This is a genomic window from Pseudalkalibacillus sp. SCS-8 (assembly GCF_040126055.1).
GTDB lineage: Bacteria > Bacillota > Bacilli > Bacillales > Fictibacillaceae > Pseudalkalibacillus > Pseudalkalibacillus nanhaiensis.
Window position 1 is genome coordinate 25,713 of record NZ_CP143541.1, and the last position, 22,413, is coordinate 48,125.

Annotated in this window: 20 protein-coding genes, 1 tRNA gene, 3 rRNA genes, 1 other RNA gene and 1 other annotated feature (1 of these 26 cut by a window edge); of the genes, 20 read left to right on the plus strand and 5 right to left on the minus strand. The window is 44.8% G+C overall.

What is annotated here, in order from left to right; translation table 11 throughout:
- Window positions 1-108 (plus strand) — a binding site (T-box leader) (it extends 109 nt beyond the left edge of the window).
- A gap of 55 nt (window positions 109-163) precedes the next feature.
- Genes hisC through V1497_RS00110 form a run of 3 tightly spaced genes read left to right on the plus strand, consistent with a single transcriptional unit; the run spans window position 164 to window position 3,208 of the window.
- Complete coding sequence (hisC, locus tag V1497_RS00100) at window positions 164-1,252, plus strand: histidinol-phosphate transaminase (RefSeq protein WP_349409025.1); 1,089 nt, start codon at window positions 164-166, stop codon at window positions 1,250-1,252.
- A gap of 13 nt (window positions 1,253-1,265) precedes the next feature.
- The gene (locus tag V1497_RS00105) at window positions 1,266-2,366 is read left to right on the plus strand and encodes a prephenate dehydrogenase (RefSeq protein ID WP_349409026.1); all 1,101 of its coding nucleotides are present in this window, start codon (window positions 1,266-1,268) and stop codon (window positions 2,364-2,366) included.
- Between the two features lie 32 nt (window positions 2,367-2,398).
- Window positions 2,399-3,208 (plus strand): transporter substrate-binding domain-containing protein, encoded by an 810-nt coding sequence (locus V1497_RS00110; protein WP_349409027.1) that lies wholly within the window; start codon window positions 2,399-2,401, stop codon window positions 3,206-3,208.
- Window positions 3,209-3,258: 50 nt separating this feature from the next.
- Here the strand turns inward: V1497_RS00110 and V1497_RS00115 are convergent, their stop codons facing one another.
- The 3 genes from V1497_RS00115 to V1497_RS00125 form a co-directional block, all read right to left on the minus strand.
- A complete protein-coding gene (locus V1497_RS00115; RefSeq protein ID WP_349409028.1) occupies window positions 3,259-3,930 on the minus strand; it encodes a deoxynucleoside kinase in 672 nt (223 codons plus the stop codon).
- Window positions 3,927-4,568: a deoxynucleoside kinase gene (locus V1497_RS00120; RefSeq protein WP_349409029.1), complete on the minus strand. Its 642-nt coding sequence runs from the start codon at window positions 4,566-4,568 to the stop codon at window positions 3,927-3,929. The genes V1497_RS00115 and V1497_RS00120 overlap by 4 nt, the downstream gene beginning before the upstream one ends.
- Window positions 4,569-4,767: 199 nt before the next feature.
- On the minus strand, window positions 4,768-6,165 hold the full coding sequence (locus V1497_RS00125) for a PhoH family protein (RefSeq protein WP_349409030.1): 1,398 nt from the start codon (window positions 6,163-6,165) through the stop codon (window positions 4,768-4,770).
- Between the two features lie 430 nt (window positions 6,166-6,595).
- On the opposite strand from V1497_RS00125, the gene V1497_RS00130 reads away from it, so the two are divergent.
- From V1497_RS00130 to V1497_RS00140, 3 genes are all read left to right on the plus strand, one after another.
- Window positions 6,596-6,671, plus strand: a tRNA-Arg gene (locus V1497_RS00130).
- 245 nt (window positions 6,672-6,916) lie between these two features.
- A complete protein-coding gene (locus V1497_RS00135) occupies window positions 6,917-7,303 on the plus strand; it encodes a DUF4183 domain-containing protein (protein WP_349409031.1) in 387 nt (128 codons plus the stop codon).
- A 32-nt stretch (window positions 7,304-7,335) separates the two neighbouring features.
- Window positions 7,336-7,713, plus strand: coding sequence for a DUF4183 domain-containing protein (locus V1497_RS00140; RefSeq protein WP_349409032.1), 378 nt, complete (start codon window positions 7,336-7,338; stop codon window positions 7,711-7,713).
- Window positions 7,714-7,783: 70 nt separating this feature from the next.
- Here the strand turns inward: V1497_RS00140 and V1497_RS00145 are convergent, their stop codons facing one another.
- Window positions 7,784-7,975, minus strand: coding sequence for an alpha/beta-type small acid-soluble spore protein (locus tag V1497_RS00145; protein ID WP_349409033.1), 192 nt, complete (start codon window positions 7,973-7,975; stop codon window positions 7,784-7,786).
- 386 nt (window positions 7,976-8,361) lie between these two features.
- Here V1497_RS00145 and V1497_RS00150 point away from each other — a divergent pair, with 386 nt between their 5' ends.
- Window positions 8,362-8,916 (plus strand): helix-turn-helix domain-containing protein, encoded by a 555-nt coding sequence (locus V1497_RS00150; protein WP_349409034.1) that lies wholly within the window; start codon window positions 8,362-8,364, stop codon window positions 8,914-8,916.
- 93 nt (window positions 8,917-9,009) lie between these two features.
- Here V1497_RS00150 and V1497_RS00155 read toward each other — a convergent pair whose 3' ends face one another.
- A complete protein-coding gene (locus tag V1497_RS00155) occupies window positions 9,010-9,492 on the minus strand; it encodes a hypothetical protein (protein WP_349409035.1) in 483 nt (160 codons plus the stop codon).
- A 141-nt stretch (window positions 9,493-9,633) separates the two neighbouring features.
- Here V1497_RS00155 and tadA point away from each other — a divergent pair, with 141 nt between their 5' ends.
- The 13 genes from tadA (at window position 9,634) to tmk (ending at window position 22,333) form a co-directional block, all read left to right on the plus strand.
- Window positions 9,634-10,104 (plus strand): tRNA adenosine(34) deaminase TadA, encoded by a 471-nt coding sequence (tadA, locus tag V1497_RS00160; protein ID WP_349410708.1) that lies wholly within the window; start codon window positions 9,634-9,636, stop codon window positions 10,102-10,104.
- 163 nt (window positions 10,105-10,267) lie between these two features.
- An RNA gene (gene ffs / locus V1497_RS00165) (signal recognition particle sRNA large type) lies at window positions 10,268-10,532 on the plus strand.
- A gap of 159 nt (window positions 10,533-10,691) precedes the next feature.
- Window positions 10,692-12,431, plus strand: coding sequence for a DNA polymerase III subunit gamma/tau (gene dnaX, locus V1497_RS00170; RefSeq protein WP_349409036.1), 1,740 nt, complete (start codon window positions 10,692-10,694; stop codon window positions 12,429-12,431).
- A 28-nt stretch (window positions 12,432-12,459) separates the two neighbouring features.
- Window positions 12,460-12,774, plus strand: a complete 315-nt coding sequence (locus tag V1497_RS00175) for a YbaB/EbfC family nucleoid-associated protein (RefSeq protein WP_349409037.1) — start codon at window positions 12,460-12,462, stop codon at window positions 12,772-12,774.
- 154 nt (window positions 12,775-12,928) lie between these two features.
- On the plus strand, window positions 12,929-13,525 hold the full coding sequence (recR, locus tag V1497_RS00180) for a recombination mediator RecR (protein WP_349409038.1): 597 nt from the start codon (window positions 12,929-12,931) through the stop codon (window positions 13,523-13,525).
- 22 nt (window positions 13,526-13,547) lie between these two features.
- The gene (locus V1497_RS00185) at window positions 13,548-13,769 is read left to right on the plus strand and encodes a YaaL family protein (RefSeq protein WP_349409039.1); all 222 of its coding nucleotides are present in this window, start codon (window positions 13,548-13,550) and stop codon (window positions 13,767-13,769) included.
- Window positions 13,770-13,840: 71 nt separating this feature from the next.
- Window positions 13,841-14,104, plus strand: a complete 264-nt coding sequence (locus tag V1497_RS00190; protein ID WP_349409040.1) for a pro-sigmaK processing inhibitor BofA family protein — start codon at window positions 13,841-13,843, stop codon at window positions 14,102-14,104.
- A 328-nt stretch (window positions 14,105-14,432) separates the two neighbouring features.
- Window positions 14,433-15,984: ribosomal RNA gene (locus tag V1497_RS00195) — 16S ribosomal RNA — on the plus strand.
- Window positions 15,985-16,236: 252 nt separating this feature from the next.
- A 23S ribosomal RNA gene (locus V1497_RS00200) occupies window positions 16,237-19,173 on the plus strand.
- Between the two features lie 73 nt (window positions 19,174-19,246).
- Window positions 19,247-19,362: ribosomal RNA gene (gene rrf, locus V1497_RS00205) — 5S ribosomal RNA — on the plus strand.
- The 16S, 23S and 5S rRNA genes sit together here, the layout of an rRNA operon.
- A 507-nt stretch (window positions 19,363-19,869) precedes the next feature.
- A complete protein-coding gene (locus V1497_RS00210; RefSeq protein WP_349409041.1) occupies window positions 19,870-20,058 on the plus strand; it encodes a sigma factor G inhibitor Gin in 189 nt (62 codons plus the stop codon).
- Between the two features lie 181 nt (window positions 20,059-20,239).
- On the plus strand, window positions 20,240-21,676 hold the full coding sequence (locus V1497_RS00215; RefSeq protein ID WP_349409042.1) for an aminotransferase class I/II-fold pyridoxal phosphate-dependent enzyme: 1,437 nt from the start codon (window positions 20,240-20,242) through the stop codon (window positions 21,674-21,676).
- 18 nt (window positions 21,677-21,694) lie between these two features.
- A complete protein-coding gene (gene tmk, locus V1497_RS00220) occupies window positions 21,695-22,333 on the plus strand; it encodes a dTMP kinase (protein ID WP_349409043.1) in 639 nt (212 codons plus the stop codon).
- Window positions 22,334-22,413: the final 80 nt, after the last annotated feature.

Below are 22,413 nucleotides of genomic sequence, written 5' to 3' on the forward strand. Positions count from 1 at the left end.
TTTCCAAAAATGAGTGATCATTGGAAAGGACGGCATTGCCGTTAACGAATGAAGAGACGGAACGTATTCCGTAATGAGGGTGGTACCGCGATGAAAGTCGTCCCTGCTTATTAAGCAGGGGCGTTTTTTGTTGAATTCTTTTGGAGAAAGAGGAGGAGAGAAGATGAAGATGAAGGAACAGCTGCTTGGATTGAAGGCATATGATCCTGGAAAATCGATCGAAATTGTGAAGAAGGAGTTAGGGCTCACTCATATCGTGAATCTAGCCTCGAATGAAAATCCGTTCGGATGCTCTGAAAAGGTGACTGAGTCTTTACGTTCGTTTGCATTACATGCCCACTATCCAGATAGTCGAGCGGAGGATTTAAGAGAGAAGCTTGCATTAAAACTCAAGGTGAATGAGGATCAATTGCTGTTCAGCAGCGGGTTGGATGAAATGATCCAAATCATAAGCAGGGCTTTCTTATCTCCAGAAACAAATGTTGTGATGGCTTCTTTCACTTTTCCTCAATTCCGTCATCATGCCGTCATTGAAAACACGGAAATCAGGGAAGTGCCATTAATAGAGGGACGACACGATCTTACTGGTATGCAAAAAGCCATTGATGAACATACAAGTCTTGTATGGATCTGTAATCCGAACAACCCGACAGGAACCTATGTAAGTGAAAGGGAGCTCAGGAATTTTCTCTTGTCAGTTCCACAGGATACATTGGTCGTGATGGATGAGGCTTACTATGAATACGTAACCGCAGAGGACTATCCAGATACACAGGCGTTGATGGAGGAGTTCGACAATCTCCTTATTCTTCGTACCTTCTCAAAAGGATATGGTCTTGCTGCTTTCCGAATTGGATATGCCATCGGCCACAACGATGTAATCAGTAAGCTTGATATTGGAAGACTTCCTTTCAATACAACAAGATTTTCACAGCTTGCGGCATGTGCAGCAGTTTCGGATGACTCCTTTGTGAGTACAAGCAGGGAAAGGAATGCAGAGGGCTTACAACTGTTTTATGAGTTCTGTGAAACATACCATATTCCATATTATCGATCCCAAGGAAATTTTGTATATATCATGCCAGAAAACACTGATCATGTGTTCCAGATGCTGCTGCGGAGCGGTTATATCGTACGGCCGATCAGAGACGGAATTCGGATTACTGTAGGCCATCAGGAAGACAATGAAAGGCTGATCGGTTATTTAAAAGAGATACTGGTAGACTTTCCAGCTATAAAACGAACATCGTGAGGAGAATAAGATCGTGAAAAGACGTGTGTTAGTAATCGGGGTTGGGTTGATCGGTGGATCTCTCGCCTTAGCGATAAAAAAAGAACATGAAGATATCATCATCGGATATGACTTGAACCGTGAGGAATGCGAGTTGGCGGAAAAGCTAAATGTTATCGATGAAACAACGACGGATCTACAAGCTAGTGCAGAAGAAGCGGATCTGATCATTTTCGCAACTCCTGTTGAACAAACGTTGCAGTTGATGGACCAAATGAGTGGATATCAATTCAAGCAAGACGTTATCTTGACCGATGTCGGCAGTACGAAAGCTGTCATCATGAGGCACGCCCAAGCATTTCACCAAAAAGGTATCGTCTTTATCGGCGGGCATCCGATGGCTGGATCACATAAAACTGGTGTAGCTAGTGCGAAAGGACATTTATTTGAGAATGCTTTTTACATCCTCACGTTATTACCAGGGACGCCGGCTGAAAAAATAGATCAATTGAAAGAGTGGTTGAAAGGGACCAAGGGGAATTTTCAAGTGATGGACCCAGAGGAGCATGACCACGTAACCGGCGTGGTCAGCCATTTCCCTCATGTCATGGCTGCAAGCCTTGTACGGCAAGTACAAAACCAATCCGAAACCCATGGAATGGTCAATCGTTTAGCAGCGGGTGGATTCAGGGACATTACGCGAATTGCATCCAGCAGCCCGACGATGTGGCGAGATATCATCACTCATAACCGTGAAAACATCCTCACCTTACTGGATGAATGGATGATTGAAATGAAGGAAGTACGCCGGATGGTTGAGGACGGGAAGAGGGATGTACTCCATGATTACTTCTCTAGTGCAAAAAAATATCGCGATACCTTTCCAGCCAATAAAAAAGGTGCCATTCAATCGTTCCATGATCTCTATGTCGATGTTATTGACCATGTCGGGGTCATCTCTCAAGTCACTGGTCTCTTAGCTGATGCGAATATCAGTATCACGAACGTAGGAATCATTGAAGCTCGAGAAGACGTTTATGGCGTTTTGAGGTTAAGCTTCCGGACTGAAGCGGATCGAAAGAGAGCAAAAGCATGCCTTGAACACCATAATTTTGATACGTATTTAGCTCTTTAAGGAACCACTATTCATTCATAGGAGGGGAAAATATGCAACACGCAATTGAACAGATGAAAACCCATTCAGCACAACTGGAGAGCGGTCACTTTTTTAACCCCTCCGCTGGTGTTTATCTGAAATCAAGACTGGATGTGATACTCCAACGTGGAAGGATTCGGGTAGGAACAACAGGAGACTATAAACCCTATTCTTATTTGGATTCACACACACATCGATACGAAGGCTATGATATCGATGTCGCACGTCATCTTGGAGACCAATTGGGCGTACACGTGGAATTCATCAAGACATCCTGGCCGACAATAATGGAAGATTTGCGGAAGGATTGTTTCGATATATCGATGGGAGGCATTAGTCGGAATTTGGAACGACAGAAGATTGCTCATTTGACCAGACCTTATGTGAAGGATGGAAAAGCGCCGCTCATGCGCTATGAGGACCACATGAAATTTACGTGTTTAATGGATATCGACCAGCCTGGTGTAAAGATCGGCTTGAATCCAGGAGGTACGAATGAACGGTTTGTCAGGAAACATGTAAAGAACGCTGATATCCTCATATGCGAGGATAATCTTATGATCCCAGGCATGGTAGCAGAAGGGAAGGTTGATGTGATGATAACAGACCACGTGGAAGCATCCCTCTATGCAAAGAAAGATGAACGGTTATATGCCGCCCTAGGGGATAATCCATTCACCAGAAGTGAAAAGGTCTATATGCTCCATCGAGGTGACCTTGATTATCAGAATTGGATCGCATTATGGATGGAAGAAATGGAAGAGGAGGGGACTATGGAGCGGTTGAAGGTGAAATGGGGCCTGAATCAATCGGTACGATAAATAAAAAAACCGAGCTGATAGCAATCAGCTCGGTTTCCTTATGAAAAGTATTATACATGTTGCAGATTACGGTTTCTGTTGATTGTTTCGCCAATTTTCTTAAGGATTGGTTCAACGGATTCAGGGTTTTTGACAAGGTCGTAATCGTTGATGTTGATTTTCAAGACTGGGCAGGTCGTAAAGTTATTGATCCAGTTCTCATAACGAGAATGCATTTCCTCCCAGTAAGCAATCGGTGTTTGTTGTTCCATCGGTCGTCCTCGCAGCTTGATGCGTTCAATGATATCTTCAAGACTGCCTTCGATGTAGATCAATACATCAGGATGCGGGAAGAAAGGTGTCATAACCATCGCTTCAAAAAGACTCGTGTAAGTCTCATAATCGATGTTCGTCATCGTCCCTTTATCATAATGCATTTTCGCAAAGATGCCCGTATCCTCATAAATGGAACGGTCCTGAACGAATCCACCGCCTTGCTCGAACATACGCTTCTGTTCCTTGAACCGCTCAGCGAGGAAATAGATTTGCAAATGGAAGCTCCAGCGTTCAAAATCCTGATAGAACTTGTCCAAATACGGGTTTGTATCGACCTTTTCCATAGATGTATCGAAGCTAAGCTTTTTTGCGATCGCTTTGGTCATTGTTGACTTACCGACACCGACCGTACCGGCAACCGTTATGACCGCATTTTTTGGTATATTGTATTTCTCATGGATGCTCATTGTTTCACTTCCTTTTGGTGAAAAGTATCGTGGACAACCCGCAATATATCATCAAGCTGATCAGGGTTTTGGACAAAATCGATCTGATCACCGTCAATTGTCAAAACAGGAATATCCGGATGCAGCTTTTGGAATTGATACATGAAGATTTCATAGTCCGAAGAAAGCTGCTTTAAATAATTCGGATTGATGTTCTTCTCAATGTCCCTACCACGTAGTGATATACGCTTCAACAACGTCTCCAGACTTGCTTTTATATAGATCACCATGTTCGGTGAGGGCATGTCCTTTGTGAGAATCTCGAAGATTTGCATGTACTTTTGGAAATGGACCTCTTTCAACGTCCGCATAGCAAAAATCCGATTCTTGAAAATATGATAGTCCGAAACGACAGGACTTTTATGTTGTAATTGTAATCGATCAATGTCTTCCAATTGCTTGAATCGGTTACAGAGGAAAAACATTTCTGTCTGGAAGCTCCACTCTTCGATATCATCGTAGAACTTTCCGAGAAATGGATTCTCTTCAACGATTTCCTTTAGAAGATAATAATCGAACTGATCGCTTATCGCTTTGGCTAAAGATGTTTTACCGACACCGATAGGACCTTCCACTGCGATGAAGGGCGTCTTATCCATAAAAGTGCCTCCTATGTACAAAATAGACAAATACCATTGTACCACACGGTGACATAAATCGACAGGTTGATTCATAAAAAGTGGACGCAAAAAAGTGCCGGATAACTTTCGCAGGCTTGTTCAAGAATTCTTATTGTATAAGGAACTCAGAAACTTCCCTAGAAAGAGACCGGCACTTCTTTTTTAAACAGCATACATGCTATAAATGACGCGCAGCTTTTTCCGCGAGATTGGAGCGTTCAGTACGTGAGAGTCGGATGATTCCGATTTCCTCTTCTGACTTCAAACGCTCAATCGTGTACGTGAGGCCGTTGTTGACTGAATCGAGGTAAGGGTGATCGATTTGATCAGGATCACCGACGAGTACAATTTTCGTTCCTTTACCTGCTCGGCTCACAATGGTTTTCACTTCATGCTTTGTCAGGTTTTGAGCTTCATCGATAATGATGAATTGATTCGGAATACTCCGCCCTCTAATATAGGTGAGCGCTTCGATTTCCATGTTCAAGAGCTCAATTTCCTTTTCAATCTTAGGAATACCGCCATTTTTATCATTTTTCTTATTCGATTCAGGATCGATATTGAAGAGTTGTTCAAGGTTATCAAAAATCGGCTGCATCCATGGACGAAGCTTTTCATCCTTCTCTCCTGGCAAATAACCGATATCTTTTCCCATCGGGACGATAGGGCGTGCAACGGTGATTTTCGTATAATGCTTCATATCTTGTGTTTCATGTAAGGCAGCTGCCAGGGCGAGTAGTGTCTTTCCAGTCCCAGCCCTTCCGATTGCACAAACCATCTCCACTTTCGGATCCATAAGGAGTTCTAGAAACATCCGTTGTTCCACATTCTTTGGTCGCAGACCCCAGACAAATGATTCATCATCGGTCTTGAACAATGGTCGGCATACAAGTTTATTCGATTTTTTGAGAACCCGTCCTAATGCTGACTGGTTGGTTCCTGCATTACTTTTCATTAATAAGAAATCCTGTGGATAAACATCGGTTTGAAGGTATTCGGTAAGCTGGGAAAGAGGGAGTTCATGGTTTGCATGGAATGCATTGATTAATTCAGGGGAAACCTGAAGCTCGTGGTAACCTTTATGAATCGTGAGGGAACTCTCGACGAGTCGATCGTTTTCATATAATTGTGCCATGAAGTTAGGCGTGTTCAATGATTTTTTCAGTGCATCTGCTTTCGCAATCAATAAAATGTCATTCGACACCAATACGATGTCCCTTTTCGGTTGTTCGAGGGCAATATTAACCGCAACAGCGAGGATACGGTTGTCATTCGAATCTTCGTTGAAAATGCTCTTGATATTCTCAAAGCTACGGTGGTTCAGTTCAATGACGAGTGTGCCTCCATGGTCAAGCGGAAAGGGTTCGTGTAAGCGGTCTTTGTATTTTTCACGCAATGTCTTATACTGTCGGCCGAATTCACGTGCATTACGACCAACCTCATCCTGCAACCTTTTTTTCGAATCGATTTCTTCGACGACTACAGCCGGGATGACGACATTGTTCCCTGCATATTTAAAAATGGAAGCAGGGTCATGTAAAATAACATTAGTGTCCAAGATATAGATCTTGTTCAAGGATCCAACCCCTCTCGAGAATGACTAGTATACGCATAATTACATATTCGATTTTATACCTAGCTTTACCTTTAATATCGGTCAATTACTCATGGAAATGTTAGCTAAAGATAGATGATTCAATCAATGAAATCAACAATCCGTTCAAATAAATGTTTCCAGGATGCAGGCTCAGTAAGATCGTTTCAGCGGATACCAGCTTTCCATATATCATATGAGATAAATGATAATTCGGTATCGTTTCCTGTGAACATTTATAAGTAATTTATTCCAAATCCATGACCGGATTCCGACGTAAAAAGGGAGTAGGTGGTATTTTGTACATGTATATGAGGGAAATCGGGATTTCATAAGTGGCTAAGGAGAATTCCTTTGATATATTTACGAATCAGGTTAGAATGATTATAATAATGAATGTCTTAAAAAACATGGCCCCGTAGCTCAGGGGATAGAGCGTCGGTTTCCTAAACCGTGCGTCGCAGGTTCGATTCCTGCCGGGGCCGCCATTATCATATCGTAAATGTTATAAATTCTAAGGGGCTGTTAACAGCCCCTTTTTTTTTATGTCTATAAATATCACTAAGTTGAGATTTTTTACATATGATGACCTTTATAACTAATTTTCAACTCGTCTAAATGGGAAAAAATGTATCAATTATGGGGTGCAATCAATACATTATAGTGGGTCTTTTAAAAAGTCAGTGCTTGTACGGATGATTTCGGTCTTAATCGTTAAAAGGAGCTGAAATCAATGGTAGACCATAGGAAAAAGGAAACTCATGGTAAGAAGCAATGTACGTTTGATATGCCTCCCGCCAGCTGTCCCTTGATCTATCCACGTCACCATGAAAAGAATTCACGTCATAGGCAGTCCGTTTTGAAAGTCGAAACGTATACGTATTTTACTCGGGCAAAAGGAACACAACGAGTGTATACCAATGAAGATGAACTGACAGAGTATGGCGGAGACGAAGGGATAATCGATCCCGCAAACGTCTCTTACTTCAACTTGTTCGTTAACGGGATACTCCAGCCCCATTCCTTGTATGATGTTGAAGAAGGGTGTCTTATTCTTAACTCGGTTGACCTCCCACCCCAAGGAGCGCCGATCAGCCTCCAATTCATTGTGATCAGCTAGTCTGAATCTTATAAGAAAGAGGTGAACCACCGATGGCTCTTCAGTTAATAAAAATGGTGGTTAATGCATCAATTAATACGAATTTAAAACCTAACATAAAAAGGTGCTTTCATGTAACGAACCAGATTGTGACTACTGAAATTGTCATTGATGCAGCGGATTTTTTCCAAGATGATGGTTCTGTTGTTACAACGTTACCCGCATTAGATAATGAAAACAGTTATTACAATGTGTTTATAAATGGTGTCATGCAAATGGGCGGAATTTCAACCTATACACCCGGTGGGACGGGGGTAGGCAACTTGACGATCACCATACCACCTGGAGGAGATCCGATTCTTTCAGGAACGCCAATCGTGCTTGAAATCGGTATTTTTACACCAGAATCCAACACCACCATTAACACATGAGATACAATCGAAAATAAAAAAGATCTTCCTATTATAAGGAAGATCTCTTTACCAAGAGGAAGCCTGTCGATTAACGGCCACCAAGTTGTGCTTGAGCTTGCTGCACTAGACGCTTAGTGATTTCTCCACCAACAGAACCGTTTTGGCGAGAACTAGTGTCTGGTCCAAGTTGTACTCCGAATTCTGAAGCAATTTCAGTTTTCATCGCATTGATAGCAGCTTGCGCACCAGGTACGACTAATTGTTGATTGTTTTGAGCCATGTCACTCACCTCTATTCCTTTAAAATCAGTGGAGGTAATTACCACTTGAGGTTAGTATGAATAGAGCGAATATTTTTATACAAAACTAAAATAGGTAAATTAAGGAAATTCGGCAAAATGACGTATATCGCCTTTTTCCCACCCCAGAATTTTTATATAATTGTTATGGATGGAACGCATGTGGCTATAAGCCACACGTACTTCCGGTCTTTCTTGCTACAATGGTTTTATGAACCAATCTTTCGGTTCGAATTATATTAAATATCCCTTCTTTATCACTTCTTCATTACACCATACCCATAGCGATTTGTAGCCTTATATACGAATAATAATTCTTCTAATCCAAACACACATAGCTGATATGCAACAAGTTGGGAGGGGTTTGCATGAGAGAATGGCTTGTAAAAGCAAGAAAGCAAAAAGGATATACACAAGCACAGGTTGCCACACAATGTTATATTGATCGATCTTATTATGCGCAAATTGAAAAAGGGGCCCGGAACCCAAGTATGGAAGTGGCCAAAAAAATAGCCACAGCTCTAGGCGTAAGTCCTTCCACCTTTTTTCACAATCAATATGAAGAACCATCGTTTCTATTATTATTGAGAAATTCTCAAATGGTCATCGCTTACTGTAATCTTGATTTAGAATACATATGGATCTTCAATCCTCATTCTGAGTTTGAAAGTTCGAATATACTTGGCAAAAGAGATGATGAGATTGCCGATAATAAAGGAACAAGAGAACTGATGGCTCTGAAACAGGAAATCATTGATTCAGGAATGAAGATGAGGAAAAAGATCAAGTTCCCACTTACACATGGAGAAAGTATCTATGATGTTTATGGGGAGCCGATTCTAGATAAGCAAGGTAAGACCATTGGCGTCATCACCATTTCATTGGAAATTACAAAGAAATCGCAAAAGTCTACACCTGTCTAATGGAAATAAACGATACGGGTGGTTCATTGGATGTCCTCAAGTGACATCAATCTGAACCACTTTTTTGTTTCACATGAAACAATCGTATGTCCATCACTTCACGATCACTTTAAATGCATAGGCTTGATCGCCTTTGTCTTTCCAGCGAGCGAAAACGTCATAGACGTACACCCCTTCCTCAGTAGGGACGGTGATTTCATATTGCCCTTCATATTGTTCTTTCTCTTCACCGTTGTTCCACACAGTCATATGCAAGTCATCAGGTTTCAGATCCTGGAAGGAAAGTCGAATCGTTTCACCCTTTTCGACCTTCGTAGGTTCCATATCCTTCGTCAATTCCACTGATCCAGCTTTATCAACACAAATACCCTGGCTCTCATTCTTCCAGCAATAGGTCCCTTTCACATGGGGAATTTCCTGCTGAGCAAGTTGGATGGATACGTCAGGAGGTTGTTCTAACGATTTCTTTTCCCCTTCACTACCCGATGAAGATTCACCGGGGGAAGCCGTACCACAAGCAGCTAATAGAAGTATGGAGAGGATAAAATGGATTGAAATAAACCGTCGGCGTTTCATAGTCTCACTCCTTTTCTCTAATGACGGATGCCGACCACATACGTTTCATTTTAAGAAAACGATCGAAAATCCCCACGATGGTTTGTGTTCGGCATAACGTTGATGTAAAGTGATGATATCAATTCAATCGAGGCGGTCATGATGTATTCAAAAACAGATGAACACTATATGAAAAAAGCCATCGAAATTGCCGAAAACGCCTCAGCTATAGGCGAGGTACCGATCGGAGCTATCATTGTTAAAGACGATGAAGTAATTGCAGCTGCTCATAATCTCAGGGAAACAGAGCAACGAGCAGTGGCGCATGCTGAATTGCTTGCTATTGATCGTGCATGCAAGGAGCTCGGGACATGGCGACTGTCTGGCTGTACCCTGTATGTCACCTTAGAACCATGTCCGATGTGTGCAGGTGCAAGCGTCCTCTCCCGATTGGACAGGGTAGTTTACGGTGCAAGCGACCCTAAGGGTGGGTGCGCCGGGACACTGATGAACTTATTGGATGAACCACGATTCAACCATCAGCCAGTGGTGACGTCAGGTGTGCTGGAAGAAGAGTGCGGAATCATGTTAAGTCATTTTTTCAAGGAGCTCCGAAAGCGGAAAAAGAAATAGGATGGCTTGATAAGAAAATACATCCATGTTATAGTAGCACCTGCTGTCGTTAATTGAATGACAGCTCTTCATTCAAATATTTTACAGTTGATTTTATGGACAATCGAGCGTATACTAAAAAGTGCGCATTTCGATTGCGCCTATGAAAATGTTATAAACTTTGCCGTGCTAGGTGGGAAGGTAGCGGTGTCCTGTACTCGCAATCCGCTGTAGCGAGACTGAATTCCTTTCCGAGGTTAGCTGACGTAAGGCCTGCCGTTCGTAAGTGGTGTTGACATCCGGGTCCTGCGCAACGGAGCCCCATGAACCCTGTCAGGTCCGGAAGGAAGCAGCAGTAAGTGGGCCCCTCCGTGTGCCGCGGGGTTGCCTGGATCGAGCTAACTGCGAGCGTAACGCTTATGAAGGCTTTATCGACGAAAGGTGCACGGCGTTAATACATACTAGAACGAGATCGACCAGATGATGGTCGATCTTTTTTTATGACTAGAACCTAGATCCGATTGTAAGGTGGATTCCTCTTTGAAAATGAGCAGTGGAATCGGTATAATGAAAAGGATGAAAACATTCAATTAAAGGAGGGTATGCGGATGGCGTATCAAGCATTATACCGGCTCTATCGGCCCCAACAATTTCAAGATATGGTCGGGCAGGAACATATTACGAAAACCTTGCAGAATGCACTTTTGCAACAAAAGCTATCCCATGCCTACCTGTTCAGCGGTCCGAGAGGTACAGGTAAAACGACTGCAGCGAAAATCATCGCGAAAGCGGTGAACTGTGAACGAGCACCTGTCGAGGAACCATGTAATGAATGTGAAGCGTGTGTCGGAATCACAAAAGGAACCATTTCGGATGTGATTGAAATCGATGCGGCTTCCAATAACGGTGTCGATGAAATTCGCGATATCCGGGATAAAGTGAAATACGCACCGAGTGCTGTCCAATATAAAGTGTATATCATTGATGAAGTACATATGCTTTCCATTGGAGCATTCAACGCTTTACTTAAAACATTGGAAGAGCCGCCTGCTCACGTCATCTTCATTCTTGCGACTACGGAACCGCATAAAATTCCGCTTACGATCATCTCTAGGTGCCAACGATTCGATTTTCGGAGAATCACAAGCCATGCCATCGTAAAAAGGATGCAAACCGTCATCGAGTCTCAAGATGTCCAAGTAGAAGATGATGCCTTGCATCTTGTGGCAAGAGCCGCAGAAGGTGGAATGCGGGATGCCTTGAGCATACTGGATCAAGCTGTTTCTTATAGTGAAGAGACTGTGACGGTAGAAGATGTCCTCGCTGTGACTGGTTCGGTATCGCAATCTTTCTTATCGGAAATGACGAATGCATTCCGAAACCATAATGTCACGGATGCTTTGAAACAGATCGATCAACTTCTTGAAAAAGGAAAAGATCCGATCCGGTTCATCAACGACCTCATTTTTTATTATCGTGATATGCTCTTATATCAGGCAGCACCAAATCTTGAAGAAGTACTGAATCGGGCGCAGGTCGACCAAGAATTCGAAGCTCTTGCAAAAGAAACCCCGGCTGATTGGATCTACCATGTCATTGATGTGTTGAATAAAGCTCAGCAAGAAATGAAATGGACGAATCATCCGAGGATTCATATTGAACTTGCCGTTGTTAAACTGTGTGAAGAGCCCCGATCATCAAACGCGTCAGCACCAGATGTCCAGCCTTTGATGAACCGAATTGATCAGCTCGAAAAGGAAATCCGTGAGCTCAAGGAAAAAGGCGTTGTTTCGCAAGCAGCACCAAGTGCCGAACAAGAAAAACCGAAAAGGACATTCCAATCGAAGACGCCGAAATCAAAAGCATCCACAGGTAAGATCAAAGAGATGCTGAGAAGCGCTTCCAAGAAGGACCTTCAATTGCTCAGGAGTAAATGGGGCGAAATCATGGAACGCATTAAATCCCGGATGGTCAATGCCCACGCCTGGATGATCAATGCAACTCCTGTAGCGAGTTCTGACAAAGCATTCTTGCTCGCCTTTCAACATGAGCTTCATAGCCAGATGGCTGTAAAAGAAAACATCAAAGAATGTGTCGAGTCGGTCGTACAAGAAACATTAGGTCGTCCGATGGTCATGATGACGATTCTTGAAGATGATTGGGAGCAAGTCAAGAAATCCTTTATTCAAGAACAACGGTCATCTGATTCGGTAGAGGAAGCGGATGAACAAGATGCTTCCGGTAGTACGGAAAATAAACCGGAAGCACAACAACCCGACAATAGCGATCCTGTGGTTGATGAAGCGATCAAGCTTTTCGGGTCTGACTACGTTGAAATAGAAGAATAATTTTAAATGCTTAAAGGAGGAAGGAAAAATGAAAGGTAATATGAATAACATGATGAAGCAAATGCAAAAAATGCAGAAGCAAATGATGAAAGCACAAGAGGAACTTAAGGACAAAACAGTAGACGGCACTGCTGGTGGAGGTATGGTCACTGTAACAGCAAACGGCCATAAGGAAATCATCGATATCGTCATTAAAGAAGAAGCAGTTGACCCTGATGATGTTGAAATGCTTCAAGATCTAATTTTAGCAGCTACAAATGATGCATTGAAGAATGTTGACGAGCTCGTCAACAAAGATATGGGTCAATTCACGAAAGGTATGAACCTGCCGGGAATGTTCTAAATCCAGCCCAGAGGGTTTGGAAACGACCTATTACAAATGAGTAGGTCAGGTTATCACGAATGAAAAGCAGCAAGAGTCAATCTTCAATGATCTGGCTTACCTGCTTGAAAGGAGAGGCCCTTGAGGGTCTGCCCCTTTTATAGGAGGAATTACGGTGCAATATCCTGAACCGATTTCGAAGTTGATCGACAGCTTTATGAAACTGCCAGGCATCGGACCGAAGACAGCGGTTCGACTTGCTTTCTTTGTTTTAGATATGAAAGAGGATGACGTATTTGAATTTGGTAAAGCATTGGTCAACGCAAAGAGAGATCTTACCTACTGTTCAAATTGTCACCATATTACGGATCGCGACCCATGCATGATCTGTGATGATTCCAGTCGCGATCGATCGATGATCTGTGTGGTCCACGATTCGAAGGATGTCATTGCAATGGAGAAGATGAAAGAGTACCGCGGATTATACCATGTCCTTCACGGTGCAATTTCACCTGTCGAGGGAATCGGTCCTGAAGACATAAAGGTCGCAGAGCTGATTAAACGACTCCAGGATGATACAGTCCAGGAACTGATCATGGCGACAGACCCGAACATAGAAGGTGAAGCGACAGCGATGTATATCAGTCGTCTCGTAAAGCCGACTGGAATTAGGATCACCCGCATAGCTCATGGCCTTCCGGTAGGAGGAGACCTTGAATATGCGGATGAAGTCACATTATCTCGTGCTCTGGAAGGGCGCCGAGAAATATAGCGCTACGGAGGCGGGTTAAGTCGTGTTTTTTCGTCGGAAAGGTCGGCTTCGTAAGGAAGCGAATGAACGTTTACTAAAAACCATCGACTCTGTACGATCCGAATGGTTAACAAAAAAAGAACTGATTGAAAATAGCGTGGAACCTTCAGAGCAAGTCCTATTTGAAGTGGAACTGGCAAAAGCTAAGTACTTCTTCTTATTGAAAGAAGCGAAGGTCAGGAAAATAAGAATGGGGAGTTTTTGATCCTTCCCGTTCTTTTTTTGTGCTTCCCTACATAATTATAGAGGTGAGACAAACTGTTAGGGGGCTATTGTATGGATCCGTTCTGGGTTTTTGCCATTGTTTGCGGCTTGATCATCCTGCTGTTAATCATAGGAGCACCATTGAAACCACTTCGTTGGGTCGGACAAGGTATGATCAAACTTGTTATTGGTGCCTTATTATTATTTTTCCTGAATGCCTTTGGAACTGCCTTCAACTTACACATCCCAATCAACCTGGTGACAGCTTCTGTATCAGGATTCCTTGGACTTCCCGGTTTACTTGCCCTCGTGGCTATTCAAAAAATCATCCTATAAAACTATGAAAAGAGCTGATCGAAGAGAGCTCTTTTTCTTTTTGGGAAAAACCCTTGCATAGATAAAGGTACCGTGATATAGTTGTTTTTGTCGCGCTTTTGAGAAGCGCAACCAAACATTATCTTTCTTTGAAAAAAAGCGAGAAAAAGCTTTGACAAGCTCGAAAGATGATGATATTATATTAAAAGTCGCAACAAGATATCACAACAAAGTGAACACAGCGACAAAGCTCTTTGAAAACTGAACAAAAGCCAAGCGTGAAACGGGTTTTTAAATAAACCCTGAATCAATTTCGATTTTACATTTTATGAGCAAGACAAACTTTACTTTATTGGAGAGTTTGATCCTGGCTCAGGACGAACGCTGGCGGCGTGCCTAATACATGCAAGTCGAGCGGATCAATGGGGAGCTTGCTCCCCTGAGATCAGCGGCGGACGGGTGAGTAACACGTGGGCAACCTACCTGTAAGACTGGGATAACTCCGGGAAACCGGGGCTAATACCGGGTAACACCTACCTCCGCATGGAGGAAGGTTAAAAGATGGCTTCTCGCTATCACTTACAGATGGGCCCGCGGCGCATTAGCTAGTTGGTGGGGTAAGAGCTTACCAAGGCGACGATGCGTAGCCGACCTGAGAGGGTGATCGGCCACACTGGGACTGAGACACGGCCCAGACTCCTACGGGAGGCAGCAGTAGGGAATCTTCGGCAATGGGCGAAAGCCTGACCGAGCAACGCCGCGTGAGCGATGAAGGCCTTCGGGTCGTAAAGCTCTGTTGTTAGGGAAGAACAAGTACCGTTCGAACAGGGCGGTACCTTGACGGTACCTAACCAGAAAGCCACGGCTAACTACGTGCCAGCAGCCGCGGTAATACGTAGGTGGCAAGCGTTGTCCGGAATTATTGGGCGTAAAGCGCGCGCAGGCGGTCTCTTAAGTCTGATGTGAAAGCCCACGGCTCAACCGTGGAGGGCCATTGGAAACTGGGGGACTTGAGTACTGGAGAGGAGAGTGGAATTCCATGTGTAGCGGTGAAATGCGTAGATATATGGAGGAACACCAGTGGCGAAGGCGGCTCTCTGGCCAGTAACTGACGCTGAGGCGCGAAAGCGTGGGGAGCAAACAGGATTAGATACCCTGGTAGTCCACGCCGTAAACGATGAGTGCTAGGTGTTGGGGGGTTCCACCCTCAGTGCTGACGTTAACACATTAAGCACTCCGCCTGGGGAGTACGGCCGCAAGGCTGAAACTCAAAGGAATTGACGGGGGCCCGCACAAGCAGTGGAGCATGTGGTTTAATTCGAAGCAACGCGAAGAACCTTACCAGGTCTTGACATCCTTCGCTACTTCCAGAGATGGAAGGTTCCCCTTCGGGGGACGAAGTGACAGGTGGTGCATGGTTGTCGTCAGCTCGTGTCGTGAGATGTTGGGTTAAGTCCCGCAACGAGCGCAACCCTTGATCTTAGTTGCCAGCATTCAGTTGGGCACTCTAAGGTGACTGCCGGTGACAAACCGGAGGAAGGTGGGGATGACGTCAAATCATCATGCCCCTTATGACCTGGGCTACACACGTGCTACAATGGATGGTACAAAGGGCAGCAAAACCGCGAGGTTGAGCGAATCCCATAAAGCCATTCTCAGTTCGGATTGCAGGCTGCAACTCGCCTGCATGAAGCCGGAATTGCTAGTAATCGCGGATCAGCATGCCGCGGTGAATACGTTCCCGGGCCTTGTACACACCGCCCGTCACACCACGAGAGTTTGTAACACCCGAAGTCGGTGAGGTAACCTTTTGGAACCAGCCGCCGAAGGTGGGACAGATGATTGGGGTGAAGTCGTAACAAGGTAGCCGTATCGGAAGGTGCGGCTGGATCACCTCCTTTCTAAGGAGTCCTTTAAGGACATAACACGCTTTGGCTTTTGTTTAGTTTTGAAAGAGCTGAATCTCTTTCAATTCTGCGCCTGCGTCTTACTAGAGAACGCTTTGTAGAAAGCTTCCTCGGCGCATGGCAGCAAAGCTGCTACTCATAAGTAGTGGCCATGTTCCTTGAAAACTAGATAACAATTCTTGAAAACAAGACATCGAAACGTCATTTTAAATGACAAGAAGTAAAGTGTAAGTTCATTCATAACGTGGTTAAGTTATGAAGGGCGCACGGTGGATGCCTTGGCACTAGGAGCCGAAGAAGGACGGGACGAACACCGATATGCCTCGGGGAGCTGTAAGTAAGCTTCGATCCGGGGATTTCCGAATGGGGGAACCCACTATCCGTAATGGGATAGTATCCATACCTGAATACATAGGGTATGAGAAGGCAGACCTGGGGAACTGAAACATCTTAGTACCCAGAGGAAGAGAAAGCAATCGCGATTTCCTGAGTAGCGGCGAGCGAAACGGAAACAGCCCAAACCAAGAGGCTTGCCTCTTGGGGTTGTAGGACACTCTATACGGAGTAAGAAAGGAACGGCGTAGGCGAAGCGGTCTGGAAAGGCCCGCTAGAAGAGGTAACAGCCCTGTAGCCAAAACGTCGTTCCCTCCAGAGTGGATCCTGAGTACGGCGGGACACGTGAAACCCCGTCGGAATCTGGGAGGACCATCTCCCAAGGCTAAATACTCCCTAGTGACCGATAGTGAACCAGTACCGTGAGGGAAAGGTGAAAAGCACCCCGGAAGGGGAGTGAAAGAGATCCTGAAACCGTGTGCCTACAAGTAGTCGGAGCCCATTAACGGGTGACGGCGTGCCTTTTGTAGAATGAACCGGCGAGTTACGATAACGTGCAAGGTTAAGTTGAAAAGACGGAGCCGCAGCGAAAGCGAGTCTGAATAGGGCGAAGGAGTACGTTGTCGTAGACCCGAAACCGAGTGATCTACCCATGTCCAGGGTGAAGTTCAGGTAACACTGAATGGAGGCCCGAACCCACGCACGTTGAAAAGTGCGGGGATGAGGTGTGGGTAGGGGTGAAATGCCAATCGAACTCGGAGATAGCTGGTTCTCCCCGAAATAGCTTTAGGGCTAGCCTCGTGGTGAGAGTTCTGGAGGTAGAGCACTGATTGGACTAGGGGTCCCCACAGGATTACCGAATTCAGTCAAACTCCGAATGCCAGGAACTTGTCCACGGGAGTCAGACTGCGAGTGATAAGATCCGTAGTCGAGAGGGAAACAGCCCAGACCATCAGCTAAGGTCCCCAAGTATACGTTAAGTGGAAAAGGATGTGGAGTTGCTTAGACAACCAGGATGTTGGCTTAGAAGCAGCCACCATTTAAAGAGTGCGTAATAGCTCACTGGTCGAGTGACTCTGCGCCGAAAATGTACCGGGGCTAAACGTATCACCGAAGCTATGGATTGTACCGTTGGTACAGTGGTAGGGGAGCGTTCGAAGGGCTGAGAAGCGAGACCGGAAGGACTCGTGGAGCGCTTTGAAGTGAGAATGCCGGTATGAGTAGCGAAAAGAGAAGTGAGAATCTTCTCCATCGAAAGCCCAAGGTTTCCTGAGGAAGGCTCGTCCGCTCAGGGTTAGTCGGGACCTAAGCCGAGGCCGAAAGGCGTAGGCGATGGATAACAGGTTGATATTCCTGTACCACCTCCTTTCCGTTTGAGCAACGGGGGGACGCAGGAAGGTAGGGAGAGCGCGCTGATGGATATGCGCGTCCAAGCAGTCAAGGCCGGTGGATAGGTAAATCCGTCCACCATACGGCGGAGCTGTGATGGCGAGGGAACTAGAGTACCGAAGTCCCTGATCCTACACTGCCAAGAAAAGCCTCTAGCGAGGAAAGAGGTGCCCGTACCGTAAACCGACACAGGTAGGCGAGGAGAGAATCCTAAGATGCTCGGGAGAACTCTCGTTAAGGAACTCGGCAAAATGACCCCGTAACTTCGGGAGAAGGGGTGCTCTGATAGGGTGTATGCCCGAGAGAGCCGCAGTGAAAAGATCCAAGCGACTGTTTAGCAAAAACACAGGTCTCTGCGAAGCCGTAAGGCGAAGTATAGGGGCTGACACCTGCCCGGTGCTGGAAGGTTAAGAGGAGGGGTTATCCCTTACGGGAGAAGCTCTGAATCGAAGCCCCAGTAAACGGCGGCCGTAACTATAACGGTCCTAAGGTAGCGAAATTCCTTGTCGGGTAAGTTCCGACCCGCACGAAAGGTGCAACGACTTGGATACTGTCTCAACGAGAGACCCGGTGAAATTATAGTACCTGTGAAGATGCAGGTTACCCGCGACAGGACGGAAAGACCCCATGGAGCTTTACTGTAGCCTGATATTGGATTTTGGTATCGTTTGTACAGGATAGGTAGGAGCCTTAGAAGCCGGACCGCCAGGTTCGGTGGAGGCGTCGGTGGGATACTACCCTGACGGTATTGAAATTCTAACCCAGAACCGTGATCCGGTTCGGAGACAGTGTCAGGTGGGCAGTTTGACTGGGGCGGTCGCCTCCTAAAGTGTAACGGAGGCGCCCAAAGGTTCCCTCAGAATGGTTGGAAATCATTCGCAGAGTGTAAAGGCACAAGGGAGCTTGACTGCGAGACCTACAAGTCGAGCAGGGACGAAAGTCGGGCTTAGTGATCCGGTGGTTCCGCATGGAAGGGCCATCGCTCAACGGATAAAAGCTACCCTGGGGATAACAGGCTTATCTCCCCCAAGAGTCCACATCGACGGGGAGGTTTGGCACCTCGATGTCGGCTCATCGCATCCTGGGGCTGAAGTAGGTCCCAAGGGTTGGGCTGTTCGCCCATTAAAGCGGTACGCGAGCTGGGTTCAGAACGTCGTGAGACAGTTCGGTCCCTATCCGTCGCGGGCGCAGGAAATTTGAGAGGAGCTGTCCTTAGTACGAGAGGACCGGGATGGACACACCGCTGGTGTACCAGTTGTTCCGCCAGGAGCATCGCTGGGTAGCTACGTGTGGACGGGATAAGTGCTGAAAGCATCTAAGCATGAAGCCCCCCTCAAGATGAGATTTCCCATCGCGTCAAGCGAGTAAGATCCCTCAGAGATGATGAGGTTGATAGGTCTGGTGTGGAAGCGTGGCGACACGTGAAGCTGACAGATACTAATCGATCGAGGACTTAACCACAATACTTAACATCGAAGATGTTTTCAAGAAACGTTATCTAGTTTTGAGGGAATAGGATTCCCTAACAAAATAGTCTGGTGATGATGGCGAAGAGGTCACACCCGTTCCCATGCCGAACACGGAAGTTAAGCTCTTCAGCGCCAATGGTAATTGGGGGCTTCCCCCTGTGAGAGTAGGACGTCGCCGGGCAAACAAGAGAGTAGTCGAAATGACTACTCTTTTTTGTATTTTAAAGATCTTGGAATGCATCAAAGAAAAAAACTTCCTGTTAAAGTTGATTTTTGTAGAAATTCACGACACTCCTGCGGGAAAAGCGAGCCTGGCGAGACCCCACAGTGAGCAAAGCGAGCGAGGAGGCTCGCGGTTCGCCCGCGGAAAGGGAGTGAATTTCGGAAGAAATCAACTTTTACTATCCGAAACAGAGCATTTACTATCCGAAACGGAGCATTTACTAACCTAAAAGCCGTTTTACTATCCAAATTCCCCAAAATACTATCCTAACCCCCTCATTTACTATTCAAAAACCTAAAATTACAATCCAACCGCCTATTTAAATTGGGCGACTTTGATGGAGACATACACAATTTCAAGCGTCCTATCATACATTTACGATAGCAGCTAAATTTTCTTAAAATTGAATTCTTTTTGTATATTTGTAATTGTTTCTGGGAACAATGGATGATGGAGGTGGGAGAAATGGAAACCGCAAAACGATCCATTGATACATGTATGGTTTGTGAGGAAAAAACAAATAAGGGAATCTATATTTTTCAACATTTCTTATGTACAACATGTGAACAGCGCATGGTCGTAACAGATACAGATGATGAAGAATATCAATATTTCATCGAGAAATTAAGAAAAATTAATCGAGTATCGTGCTAAAGCAGGTGATGACACCTGTTTTTTTATGTGCGTCTTTCATACAAAAAATAAGCTAAGGCGCATTGTAAGAGCATCATCTTTTTCCGTACCATCCTTTACCTGTTTCATTAGCAAGTCAAGCTACCTGATTTTTGATAGAATGGGGAGAGGATATTAGATTAATGTATCGGAATGATGAATAGTGAAGAAAATACGTACGCCAATTCTTGATCGCCTGAAGGAGCATTATGAAGGACAGCAGCATGCCTTCCATGTACCTGGACATAAATTTGGAGAGCTATGGAAAGATGAATGTTCGAAACAAAATCTACTCTCCCTTGATGCAACTGAATTGGTCGGATTGGATGATCTTCATGATCCGTCTGGAATCATAAAGGAAGCGCAGGAGCGTACAGCACAGTTTTATCATGCAGATCATACATTCTTCCTCGTGAACGGAACGACGGTTGGTAATCTCGCAATGATCCTTGCAACATGCAGGAAAGGGTCTAAAGTGCTTGTTCAGAGGAATTGTCATAAGTCGATTATGAATGGGCTAGAACTCGCTGAGGTAACCCCTGTATTCATCACACCAGAAATGGACAAGGAAACAGGTGTGACGACAAGCATTTCTCTATCCCAAGTTAAGAAAGCCTATCAATTACATGCTTCCTTTGATGCGGTCATTCTCACAAATCCTAATTATTACGGAATGACGGCGGATCTGACAGAAATCATTGCTTATATACATAAACAAAATAATCCTGTACTTGTCGATGAAGCACATGGTGCACATTTTTCGATTGGAGAGCCGTTTCCCCCATCTGCGCTGACCATGGGGGCGGATGTCGTCGTCCAATCTGCACATAAAACCCTACCCGCCATGACAATGGCCTCTTATATGCATGTCCGGTCAAACTTTATTGAAATCCGTTTACTTGAAGAGAAGCTGCAGATGCTTCAATCGAGCAGTCCATCTTATCTGTTGATGGCCTCTCTCGATTATGCAAGTGCTTACCTTCAAGGGTTAGAACGACAGGACCTGGATGAATTGATGGAATCCATTCAAATTTTCAAACGACGTTTGGAACAAATTCCGCAAGTAAAGGTCGTCCAGGGTTCAATTGAAAAAGGGTGGAATGATCCGTTAAAGCTCATCCTTCAAACAAGGACTTCACTATCCGGTTATGAACTGCAGATGGTATTGGAGAAGGAAGGAATCTACACGGAGCTTGCAGATCCGTATAATGTGCTGTTCGTCTTACCTTTGGAACCAATTAAGCATATCGATGAAATCGTCGCAAAGATGAAGCATGCACTCCATTCCTACCCCGTCTTCGAGAAAAGGGATGTTCAAATTGACGCTTTGGATGAACTCCCCGGAATAACCGAAATTGAGACAAGCAATAGAGATCTTAGTAAGGGAAAAACCTTCACCATCCCGATTGAGGAAGCTGATGGAGAAATAAGCGCCGAAAGTGTAATTCCATATCCACCCGGCATACCTGTACTTCTAAAAGGAGAACGGATTACAAAAGCACATATTGAGTACATTCAGACACTACTAAATAAAAAAGCAAGGTTTCAAGGTAATCGGTTAGAAGAAGGGATATCGGTCATTCGGAAATCAACCAACTAGAGTCGGAGGTAACAACTTATGCAACAACCTATTTTTATTACTTTTGAAGGTCCAGAAGGAGCTGGGAAAACAACGATCATCAAACGGTTAGAAAAGGAGTTTGAGACTCGAGATGTACCTTTCATCGTTACTCGGGAGCCTGGCGGCATCGAAATTGCCGAGCAGATCCGTTCCGTCATCCTAAACCCAGCCAATACTAAAATGGATGGCAGGACAGAGGCATTGTTATATGCCGCAGCCAGAAGACAACATCTTGCTGAAAAAGTTATCCCTGCTTTGGAAGAAGGAAAAATCGTCCTTTGTGATCGATTTATCGACAGCAGTTTGGCCTACCAAGGTTTTGCGAGAGGCCTGGGAATTGAAGAGGTGTATTCCATCAATCGGTTTGCGACGGAAGACTGTATGCCTGACCTGACCATCTATTTCGACCTTTCCCCTGAAGTGGGCCTTAGTCGAATTGATGATAATACCCAAAGGGAGAAAAATCGATTGGACTTAGAGAAGCTTGATTTCCATCATCAAGTCCAAGAAGGATACAGAAGAGTGCTTGAGATGTTCCCGGACAGAATTGAAACAATTAATGCGGAAAAGCCTGTCGACTCTGTCTATGAGGATGTTCTGAGCATAATCGATGAGAAACTTGCAAAGATAAAATAGAATGACGTTTTTACAACTGTTATAATGAATATAAGAAAGAATCTCCGATTGTAAATGATCGAAGGATTCTAGAATACCTT

Coding starts and splice junctions, on each gene's coding strand:
- hisC (WP_349409025.1), top strand. CDS start 164: ATGAAGATGAAGGAACAGCTGCTTGGATTGAAGGCATATGATCCTGGA.
- V1497_RS00110 (WP_349409027.1), top strand. CDS start 2,399: ATGCAACACGCAATTGAACAGATGAAAACCCATTCAGCACAACTGGAG.
- V1497_RS00115 (WP_349409028.1), bottom strand. CDS start 3,930: ATGAGCATCCATGAGAAATACAATATACCAAAAAATGCGGTCATAACG.
- V1497_RS00120 (WP_349409029.1), bottom strand. CDS start 4,568: ATGGATAAGACGCCCTTCATCGCAGTGGAAGGTCCTATCGGTGTCGGT.
- V1497_RS00135 (WP_349409031.1), top strand. CDS start 6,917: ATGGTAGACCATAGGAAAAAGGAAACTCATGGTAAGAAGCAATGTACG.
- V1497_RS00140 (WP_349409032.1), top strand. CDS start 7,336: ATGGCTCTTCAGTTAATAAAAATGGTGGTTAATGCATCAATTAATACG.
- V1497_RS00145 (WP_349409033.1), bottom strand. CDS start 7,975: ATGGCTCAAAACAATCAACAATTAGTCGTACCTGGTGCGCAAGCTGCT.
- V1497_RS00150 (WP_349409034.1), top strand. CDS start 8,362: ATGAGAGAATGGCTTGTAAAAGCAAGAAAGCAAAAAGGATATACACAA.
- V1497_RS00155 (WP_349409035.1), bottom strand. CDS start 9,492: ATGAAACGCCGACGGTTTATTTCAATCCATTTTATCCTCTCCATACTT.
- tadA (WP_349410708.1), top strand. CDS start 9,634: ATGTATTCAAAAACAGATGAACACTATATGAAAAAAGCCATCGAAATT.
- dnaX (WP_349409036.1), top strand. CDS start 10,692: ATGGCGTATCAAGCATTATACCGGCTCTATCGGCCCCAACAATTTCAA.
- V1497_RS00175 (WP_349409037.1), top strand. CDS start 12,460: ATGAAAGGTAATATGAATAACATGATGAAGCAAATGCAAAAAATGCAG.
- V1497_RS00190 (WP_349409040.1), top strand. CDS start 13,841: ATGGATCCGTTCTGGGTTTTTGCCATTGTTTGCGGCTTGATCATCCTG.
- V1497_RS00210 (WP_349409041.1), top strand. CDS start 19,870: ATGGAAACCGCAAAACGATCCATTGATACATGTATGGTTTGTGAGGAA.
- tmk (WP_349409043.1), top strand. CDS start 21,695: ATGCAACAACCTATTTTTATTACTTTTGAAGGTCCAGAAGGAGCTGGG.